At 63.8% G+C, this 8,712-nt stretch carries 10 protein-coding genes; 6 read left to right on the forward strand and 4 right to left on the reverse strand.

Annotated features, from left to right (window positions below; genetic code table 11):
• Positions 1-27: 27 nt before the first annotated feature.
• Positions 28-1,011 carry a LysR substrate-binding domain-containing protein gene (locus tag BM408_RS22295; protein WP_092132868.1) on the reverse strand — a complete coding sequence of 328 codons (984 nt, stop codon included), beginning with the start codon at positions 1,009-1,011 and terminating at the stop codon, positions 28-30.
• Positions 1,012-1,172: 161 nt separating this feature from the next.
• Between BM408_RS22295 and BM408_RS22300 the strand changes: the two genes are divergently transcribed.
• Positions 1,173-1,805 carry a DUF2917 domain-containing protein gene (locus tag BM408_RS22300; protein WP_175541878.1) on the forward strand — a complete coding sequence of 211 codons (633 nt, stop codon included), beginning with the start codon at positions 1,173-1,175 and terminating at the stop codon, positions 1,803-1,805.
• Between the two features lie 74 nt (positions 1,806-1,879).
• Here BM408_RS22300 and BM408_RS22305 read toward each other — a convergent pair whose 3' ends face one another.
• On the reverse strand, positions 1,880-2,374 hold the full coding sequence (locus tag BM408_RS22305; protein ID WP_254774916.1) for a TfoX/Sxy family protein: 495 nt from the start codon (positions 2,372-2,374) through the stop codon (positions 1,880-1,882).
• 112 nt (positions 2,375-2,486) lie between these two features.
• On the opposite strand from BM408_RS22305, the gene BM408_RS22310 reads away from it, so the two are divergent.
• Positions 2,487-3,041 carry a gluconokinase gene (locus tag BM408_RS22310; RefSeq protein ID WP_092132881.1) on the forward strand — a complete coding sequence of 185 codons (555 nt, stop codon included), beginning with the start codon at positions 2,487-2,489 and terminating at the stop codon, positions 3,039-3,041.
• Positions 3,042-3,179: 138 nt separating this feature from the next.
• On the forward strand, positions 3,180-4,169 hold the full coding sequence (locus BM408_RS22315) for an MBL fold metallo-hydrolase (RefSeq protein WP_092132873.1): 990 nt from the start codon (positions 3,180-3,182) through the stop codon (positions 4,167-4,169).
• Between the two features lie 3 nt (positions 4,170-4,172).
• Here the strand turns inward: BM408_RS22315 and BM408_RS22320 are convergent, their stop codons facing one another.
• Positions 4,173-4,580: a BLUF domain-containing protein gene (locus BM408_RS22320; protein ID WP_092132875.1), complete on the reverse strand. Its 408-nt coding sequence runs from the start codon at positions 4,578-4,580 to the stop codon at positions 4,173-4,175.
• An 89-nt stretch (positions 4,581-4,669) separates the two neighbouring features.
• Between BM408_RS22320 and BM408_RS22325 the strand changes: the two genes are divergently transcribed.
• Together BM408_RS22325 and BM408_RS22330 are read left to right on the forward strand one after the other, a co-directional pair.
• Positions 4,670-5,428, forward strand: a complete 759-nt coding sequence (locus BM408_RS22325; RefSeq protein ID WP_092132876.1) for a Crp/Fnr family transcriptional regulator — start codon at positions 4,670-4,672, stop codon at positions 5,426-5,428.
• 170 nt (positions 5,429-5,598) lie between these two features.
• Entirely contained in the window at positions 5,599-5,919 is a 321-nt protein-coding gene (locus tag BM408_RS22330) for a hypothetical protein (RefSeq protein ID WP_092132878.1), read from the forward strand.
• A gap of 11 nt (positions 5,920-5,930) precedes the next feature.
• Here BM408_RS22330 and BM408_RS22335 read toward each other — a convergent pair whose 3' ends face one another.
• Positions 5,931-6,863 (reverse strand): DUF6279 family lipoprotein, encoded by a 933-nt coding sequence (locus BM408_RS22335; RefSeq protein WP_254774917.1) that lies wholly within the window; start codon positions 6,861-6,863, stop codon positions 5,931-5,933.
• On the opposite strand from BM408_RS22335, the gene glmU reads away from it, so the two are divergent.
• Positions 6,862-8,292: a bifunctional UDP-N-acetylglucosamine diphosphorylase/glucosamine-1-phosphate N-acetyltransferase GlmU gene (gene glmU / locus BM408_RS22340; protein WP_092132880.1), complete on the forward strand. Its 1,431-nt coding sequence runs from the start codon at positions 6,862-6,864 to the stop codon at positions 8,290-8,292. The genes BM408_RS22335 and glmU overlap by 2 nt on opposite strands.
• The last annotated feature ends 420 nt before the right edge of the window (positions 8,293-8,712 follow it).

The following is an 8,712-nucleotide window of genomic DNA, read 5'->3' on the forward strand; positions in this document are numbered from 1 at the left end:
CTCAGGGGAAGAGGGCGTAAGACAGGACTAATCGAGGCTATCCACCGTATCCGGATCCGGCACATCCCCAATCGCCTCACGCGTTTGCGCCGCCTGACTTTTGAGCCAGTCGCAAAACGCCAGCACCTCGGGCCGCGCCACGTTGCGTGGGCCGACGATCAGCCAGTAACTCATGGGCGACTCCATGCGTGTTTGCGGCAGGGGCTCCACCAGGTCGCCTGAGGCCAGGCTTTCGGCGATCAGCGGCAGCCGCGCCAGCACCACGCCCTGGCCCGTCAGCGTGGCCTGCACCATCTGGTAGGCGTAGTTGAAGTACAGCCAGCGCTTGGCCTCCAGCTTGGCGCTGGCGTGCTCGTCCAGCCAGCGCCGCCAGGTCAGCCATTCCAGGTGCGTCTGGTGGGCATCGCCCGCCTCGATCAGGGTGAACTGCGCCAGGTCGTCGGGCTTTTTCAGCTTCGGGCCGCTTTTGAGCAGCCAGGGGCTGATCACCGGAGTGATCTGCTCGCCGAACAGGCGTATCGCATGCGGCGGCATGTGGCTGGCGGGGGCATAGCGCAAGGCCAGGTCCAGGTCCGAAATGTCCAGGTCGACTGCCACGTCCGACGCATCAATCCGGATGTCGATGTCGGGGTTGTCGCGCTGAAAGCCCTCCAGCCGCGGAATCAGCCACATCGAGGCAAAAGACGCAAAAGTAGTGAGCGACACGCTCTTGCGCCCGGCGGTCTGGCGTATCTGCCGCACCGCGTTGTCGATGCGCTCCAGCGAGGGTGTGACGGCCCGCAGCAGGATTCCGCCGGCGGTGGTGAGTTCCACGGCCCGGGTGTGGCGATGGAAGAGGCTCACGCCCACGTCTTCTTCCAGGCCCTGGATCTGGCGGCTAACGGCCGACTGGGTGAGGGCCAGTTCCTCCGAGGCGGCGCGGAAGTTGAGGTGGCGGGCGACGGCCTCAAAGGCGCGCAGCTGGCCGGCGGAGATCGGCCGGGAGCGGAGGTGGGTTTGTGAATGGAGCATGACAGTGTGGGGCTGAAAAGACGTAATTAGGGCAATTCGGGCCTGATTGATTGATGCGATTATGGAATCAATAGCTTACCGCGATTTCATTGGACTGTGCAAGCCCGCAGCGAGATGATTCAACCCTCATCACTCACTTCATGCCCTTTTTGGAGAACACCATGGACCACGCAGCTCACCTCTCAGGAGATCGTTTCTTGCAACAGGCTTCAGATGCCACCAACGGCCACGTGGCCGGCCTGGCGGGCTTCTGGAAGCTGGGCGCGGGCCGGGCGCTGACACTGCGTGCCTCGCAGGCCGGCGTGTTGCGAATTGCGCATGGCCGGGTCTGGGCCACCTTCGACTTTGCCAGCCAGGACATCCATGTCCGCGCCGGCGACTATTTCCTCGGCCGGGGCGAAAGCCTTTCTCTGCGGGCGGGTGAGTCGCTGGTGATGGAGTCCTTCAGCGCCGGGCACGCTGCGTCTGCGTATTTCAGCTGGGAGCCGGCAACGGCTTGCGCCGAAGTGACCGAGATGAAAGAGCCCTCAGGCTGGCGCGCCGGCGTGATGCAGCCCCTGGTTGACCTGCGCGCCGCCTTTGGTCTCGCCGCCGGCGCACTGGGCCGCCTGGCCCGCGGGCTGGCCATGGGCGCCGCCGCCGCGCTGGAAGCGGTGCTGACGCCCGTCGCCGTGGTGTTTGTCACCGCCCGCGCCCGGCCCCACGTCACCGGCCACGACTTTGACACCTTCAAGGACGACCAGCGCCGGCACCCGCACAACTACAACGTGCTGGCCATGTCCAACCTGGTTTAAGCGCAGGTAGTTAGTCGCCAGTTTTTTGCTCCGGGAAAACCTCTTAACCCGCGACCGCAAGGTTGCGGGTTTTTTTATGGGCGCTTGGCGCGGGGCTTGGCTGGCTTGGCCTTGGCTGTTTTGGCGATCGGCGTCTTTGCGGTTTTCTTCGCCGTGATCTTCTTGACTGTTTTCGGCGCTTTGGGTTTCCTGGGAGCCTTGGCCGCCCGCGCCCTCAGCGCGCAGTCCAGCGCCACACGCGCCCACGGCAGCATCACGGCGGGCGACTCCATCGCCTCCTCAGGCGCCGCGTAGTAGTTCAGGCTGTGCGGCGCGGTGACGCCGTTGCGCGTCATCTCATAGGTAAAACGCTCGCAGCCCTGGGCTTCATACAGGCTGCGTGTTTCCGCGTCGCCTTTGAGCCACAGCTTGTCGCCGCTGCCCAGGTCGGCCACCAGCGCCAGCGTCAGGCCCGAGGTGCTGATGCCGTAGCCGCCAAACATGCGTCTGGCCGTACAGGGCCCCACGCCCGACAAAAGCTCGCAGCAGTACATCGCAAAATCGTTGTGGGGTGAATGGGGTGAGGCCATGCCGCCACGATAGCAAATGCGCATCAAATCGCACAGGGCCGGGGTTTTGGCGCGCCTCACTGAATTCCATCACCCCGCGCGCAAAGCCCCGGCGGGCCGCGATAATTTGACCATGCCCCCTGTTTCGCCCAGCCCCGCACCCGCCGCCGCCGATTCCCTTGCCGCGCCGCCCGTGCGCGTGGTGGTCATGGGTGTGGCCGGCTGCGGCAAGTCGGCCGTGGGGCGCCTGGTGGCCGACCAGCTGGCGCTGCCGCTGATTGAGGGCGACGACTTTCACCCGACCGGCAACATCCGCAAGATGCAGCAAGGCATCGCCCTCACCGACGAAGACCGCGCCGACTGGCTGCGGCAGCTGGGCGCCGAACTGGCGCGCCACCCGGCCGGCGTGGTGCTGACCTGCTCGGCGCTCAAAGCGGCCTACCGCGACAGCCTGCGCCAGGCCACGCAAGGTCTGCAGTTTGTGCACCTGGCCATCAGCCAGGCGGAGTCCCTGCGGCGCGTGTCGGTGCGGCCCGGCCACTTCTATCCGCCCAGCCTGGTGGCCAGCCAGTTTGAAGCCCTGCAGGACCCGTCGGCCGAACCTGGCGTGTTGACGCTGGAAGGCGATGAGCCGCTGGAGGCGCTGGCGCGCCGGGCGGCTGACTGGCTGACCAGCGCGACACGCTAAAAACCCGGAAGCCAGGCTCAGTCTGTTGAAGTCTTCCTGGGTCTGCGGTTCAACAATCCGTAATGCATTACGTTTAAGTAAAATGCCAAGACCCTGCCGGCGACCCGCCCGCAGGCCCGACAACACCAGGAAGCCCCGATGTCCAAAGCCTTTGCCTCGCAGTCCGACCTCACGGACAAAACCATCACCTTTGAGCAGCTCAGCGCGCATTGCTGGGCCTACACGGCTGAGGGCGACCCGAATTCCGGCGTGATCATCGGCGACAAATTCATCATGGTGAGTGACGCGACCGCCACGCCTGCCATGGCGCAGGATTTGATCGCCCGCATCCGCACCGTGAGCGACAAACCCATCAAGTACGTGCTGCTGACGCACTACCACGCGGTGCGCGTGCTGGGCGCCAGTGCTTACGCGGCCGAGGGCGCGACGGAAGTGATCGCCAGCCGCGGCACCTATGAGTTGATCGTCGAGCGCGGCGCGCAGGACATGCAAAGCGAGATGGAGCGCTTTCCGCGTCTTTTCCGCAACGCCGAAAGCGTGCCGGGCCTGACCTGGCCTACGCTGGTGATTGACGGCGGCAATCCGGTGAAGGGTGAAGTGCCCGGCAAGCTGGTGCTGGACCTGGGCGGCGTCAAGGTGCAGGTCTGGCACCCGGGCCCCGGCCACACGCGCGGCGACACCATTGCCTGGATTGAAGAAGAAAAAGTGCTGTTTTCAGGCGACCTGGTCGAGTACGAAGCCGGCGTTTACACCGGCGACGCCCAGCTGGAAGAATGGCCCGCCACGCTGGAAGCCCTGCGCGCGCTGAAGGCCGAAGCCATCGTGCCCGGCCGCGGAGAGGCCATGAAGGGCGCGGCCAACGTCAACAAGGCGCTCGACTACACCAAGCGCTGGGTCGAAACGCTCTACAAAGCCGGCAAGGAAGCCGCCGCCGCCGGCATGGACCTCAAGGCCGCGATGGACCACACCCGCAAAAGCATGGACCCGGTCTTCGGCCATGTCTTTATTTATGAGCACTGCCTGCCCTTTGACGTGAGCCGCGCGTTCGACGAAGCCAGCGGCATCAAGAATCCGCGCATCTGGACGGCGGAGCGCGATAAAGAGATGTGGGCAGCGCTGCAGGGCTGAAGCTCAGGCGTCCAGGTCGAGTTGCGTCAGCAGTCCGCTGAAGGCATCCAGCGCGGCCTGCCCGTCCAGCCGTTCCATGCGTTCCAGCACGTCGTCGTCCTCGACCATGCAGTAACCCAGGCTGAAGTTGCGAAAACGCCGCAGCGCCAGCTCGCCGTGGTGCAGGATTTGCATGTTGATATGGCGGGTGTCCTGGCGGATACGCTCCAGCAGCGCCAGCACCTGCTTCTGGCCGCCTTCAAGCTGCTGGCAAAAGCGCATGCCGTCAAAGATCAGCAGGCCGGTGATGTCGTGCTGTGCATTGGCGATGCGGGCCTTGGCCGCGATGTCGCCCACCACGCTCAGCGGCGCCTCGGGCGCCAGCGTGCTCACATAAAGAATCTCGTACAGGGTGGTGCTTATTTTTGTCATGTGCGGCGAATGTAACGGCGCCCTGCGTACTCCACAATGTCAAAAGACACAGGCAAATGGCCGTGAACAGGTTCTAATAGATTCCTTCCATGAGCATACCGACGCCAACATCCGCCATCTGCCCGCCACGTTGTAATGCATGTGGCTTACGCAAGACCGGCGCCTTCATGCCGGTCAAGGCGGAAGAGCTCAAATTCATCGAAGCCTTTCGCACCGGCATCTCGCAGGTGAACGCCGGCGACACCATCCTGCACGAGCAAAAACCCAACGGCAAACTCTTCACGCTCTACTCGGGCTGGGGCTTTCGCTACAAGACGCTGAGCGACGGCCGCCGGCAGATCCTCAATTTCTTGCTGCCGGGCGACTTCATCGGCTTGCAGCAAAAGTTTGCCGACGGCGCCATGCACGGCATCGAGGCGGTGACGGACGTGAGCCTGTGCGTATTCCCGCGCGACGGGCTGTGGGAGCTGTTCCGCAACCACCCCAGCCTGGGTTATGACGTCACCTGGCTGGCCGCGCGCGAGGAAGGCATGGTCGACGACCACCTGCTCACCGCCGGCCGGCGCAACGCCACCGAGCGCGTGGCCATGCTGCTGATGCACCTCTTTCGGCGGCTGGAGCGTGTGGGCATGGCTGAAGGCGGGCAGATCGAATTTCCCATCAACCAGCAGCACATTGCCGACGCGCTGGGGCTGTCGCTGGTGCATACCAACAAGACCTTGCGGCGCCTGCGCCAGCTGGGCCTGCACGAGATCGAAAACGGCAAGCTGCGGCTGCTCAATACCCGCGCGCTGGAGCGCATTGCCGACTTTTACGACACGCCACCGCCGCAAGTGCCCCTGCTGTAAAGCGCTGCGGCCACTTGGCCACTTGGGCACTTGAACCAAAGGCGTAGGCGGGCGCTGACAACAAGGCCTTGGGGCGGATGACACGGCCGCCCTGGGCCGGCCCTTAAGGTGCTCCTCTGTTCCGGATTTTTCCGGATCCACCGCCAGAAAAGCCCCCCAAGGAGACCCGCATGGACACCGCCAACCGCTCGCGGCTGCAGCAGCAACCCCGCCGTTTCGTAGACCGCCAGCAGCAGCAAAGCAGCGGCTCGCGGGAATTCCAGCCGCGCAAATCGCAGTCCTCCCAGCCGTCCGACCGCCCCGCAGGCCAGATGGGCGAAGGCAGCTACGAAGGTAGCCGCGACTACCAGGACAACATCAAGTCTTATCTGAAAAACGCCGACGTCGAATCCGACGCCAAGGCGGCCAAGCCTGATTCACCCGCACAGGCGGCGGAGCTGAAGAAGGCCGAGGAAGAAGGCAAGTCGCACTCCAAGGCGCCCGGCCAATAAAAGCGCTGATCTCAGGACTTCTGCAGGTGCAGCGTCCTGAAGTCCTGCTCATACTTCAACAGCGTTTCCACCGCCTTGCTGCGCTGGGCGTGTGTGGTGCTGTTGTGCAGTTCCGCAAAGCCGGCGCAGGCATCTTGCGTCAGCTTGTCCATGTAAACACGGTAAGCCGGGTCGGGTGAATTGAGCGTGCGCTCAAACAGCCCCTTCATGGCCACCTGTGTTTTCTCCGGCGTACTCTGGCCCGCCACCAGGGGGCGCATGGTTTGCAGGGCGTCCTGCTGGCGCCGCACCTTTTCTTCATAAGACACTGCCGCGCTGAAGTGCGAGTTGTCTATCCGGTGCCCAATCACTGCCAGCTGTTTGTGCTCCAGGTTGCCGTAAAGCATCTCGGCGCGCGAAACCGCTTGCTTGTAGCGCTTGTCGCGCCGCGCCTTGGGGCTGCCGTCCAGAAAGTCTTCGCGGTACTCGGTATTGCCCTTGGCAAAGCGGGCCTCGAGTTTGACCAACTGGTCGGCGTTGAGCGTTCCGACCAGGGCCACCACGGCCGGCTCGGCGCGGTTGGACACGGCAATCAGCTTGCCGCGCACGTCCGCATATAGCGCGCAGGCGGCTGCTGCATCCATGTCGGCCGGTATTTGCTGCCGCAGTTTTTGCAGCGTCTCGATGTAAGCGGGCAGCTGGGTCTGCCGGTGCCAGGCCTGCAGCTTGTTCAGGTCGGCCTTGACCTGCAGGGTCTGCGCGTCGGTGAAGTCGAAGTGGCCGTCCAGGTGCCAGTAAGCCAGCTCGGCCGCCTGGTTGTAGGCGATTTTCATCACGCTGCAGCCCTGCAAGCCCACGGCCAGCGCCAGGGCGCCCAGCACGCCGATAATCCGGGTACAGCGTCCCGCGGCAGCCCCGGCAGCCGGGGAACGCGTCAACAGACCAAGATCCAGAGGAAATTTCATGGCAACCCCAATTGATGTCGTCATCATGGCCGCAGGCAAAGGCACGCGGATGAAGAGCAGCTTACCCAAAGTCCTGCACCGGCTGGGCGGGAAGGCTTTGCTGGCGCATGTCATCGAATGCGCCGCGTCGGTGTCGGCGCGCAAGGCGGTCGTTATCACCGGCCACGGCGCAGACGCCGTTGAAGCCGCCTGCACCCGCTTTACGCAAGCCGCTGCGGGGTCGGATTCAAAGCTGGACCTGAAGTTCGCGCGCCAGGAGCCGCAACTGGGCACCGGCCACGCCGTGCAGCAGGCGCTGCCGCTGCTGGCTGACGACGGCGTCACGCTGGTGCTCTCGGGCGATGTGCCGCTGACCCAGGCCGCTACGTTGGAAGCACTGATCGCCCAGTGCGACGGCCAGCGCCTGGCGCTGCTCACTTTGAGCATGAATGACCCCACCGGCTACGGCCGCATCGTGAGGGCCGGCACCGAAGCCTCAGCCCAGGTGCGCGCCATCGTCGAACACAAAGACGCCAGCGTCGCCCAGCGCGAGATCCGTGAAATTTACAGCGGCATCATGGCCGTGCCCACCCGCCTCCTGCGCGCCTGGCTGGCCCGGCTGGACAACAAGAACGCGCAAGGCGAGTACTACCTCACCGACATCGTGAAGTTTGCGGTCGCTGACGGCGTAGCCGTAGTTGCCCACCAGATCACCGACGCCGCCCAGGTGGCCGGCGTGAACAGCCCTGTGCAACTGGCCGAGCTGGAACGCGTGCACCAAAGCCGCGGCGCTGTGGCCCTGATGGAGCAGGGCGTTCGCCTGGCCGACCCGGCGCGGCTCGATGTGCGCGGCACGCTCCGCTGCGGCCAGGATGTCGAGATCGATGTGAACTGCGTGTTTGAAGGTGCGGTGACGCTGGGCGACGGTGTGCGCATTGGTGCGAATTGCATGCTCGCCAACTGCTCTATCGCTGCCGGCGCGGTGATTCATCCCTTCACTCACATTGACGGCGAAAAGCTGGGCGTGGAAGTTGGTGAGGGTGCGCTGATCGGTCCCTTTGCCCGCCTGCGGCCTGGTGCGCAACTGGGGGCTGAAGTGCATATCGGCAATTTCGTTGAAGTCAAAAATGCGATCCTGGCTAAGGGAGCCAAGGCCAATCACCTGGCTTATCTGGGTGACGCTACTGTGGGGGAGCGGGTGAACTATGGTGCGGGGAGCATCACGGCGAACTACGACGGCGCCAACAAACACCGCACGGTGATTGAGGCTGATGTGCATATTGGGAGTAACTGTGTGCTAGTGGCGCCTGTGACCATCGGTGCGGGTGGGACTGTTGGCGGTGGGTCCACCATCACGAAGAGTACGCCTCCTGGGGCGCTTAGTGTGGCTCGGGGTAAGCAGATTAGTTTGACTAATTGGACGAGGCCGGTGAAGGTTGTGAAGGGGTAATTCCTTTTCCCCATTCCCCTATTTCTGCTCTTGTTTGATGGGCGCTTACTCTGCTGAGCGTGGCTGGCCGGGGTTGCCCGGCGGCAACTCACTTTTCTTTGCTTCGCCAAAGAAAAGTAAGCAAAAGAAAGGCGACCCTACTGTCTGCGTCCCTCCGCTTCGCTGCGGGCAGCCTGCGGTGCTCGGTCCAGACGGGGTCAAAAACAACTCGCTGCGCTCAAACAAGTTTTTGCCCTTATCCGTCTGGCCCTCCGCTCCTCGGTGCATACAGAAGGGGTGGGAGAAGGAATACCGAACAGCCAAACAGCCGAATACAAATACCGAATACCTGAAGAAACAAGGACTCGCCACGGCGAGTCCTTGTTGGTATTTGTCCCCGTTCCCGATTGCCCCGTCCTGGCTGGGCCGAGGAGCGCAGAG

The sequence above is a fragment of the Polaromonas sp. YR568 genome (genome assembly GCF_900116715.1).
In the GTDB taxonomy this organism is placed as follows: domain Bacteria; phylum Pseudomonadota; class Gammaproteobacteria; order Burkholderiales; family Burkholderiaceae_C; genus Polaromonas.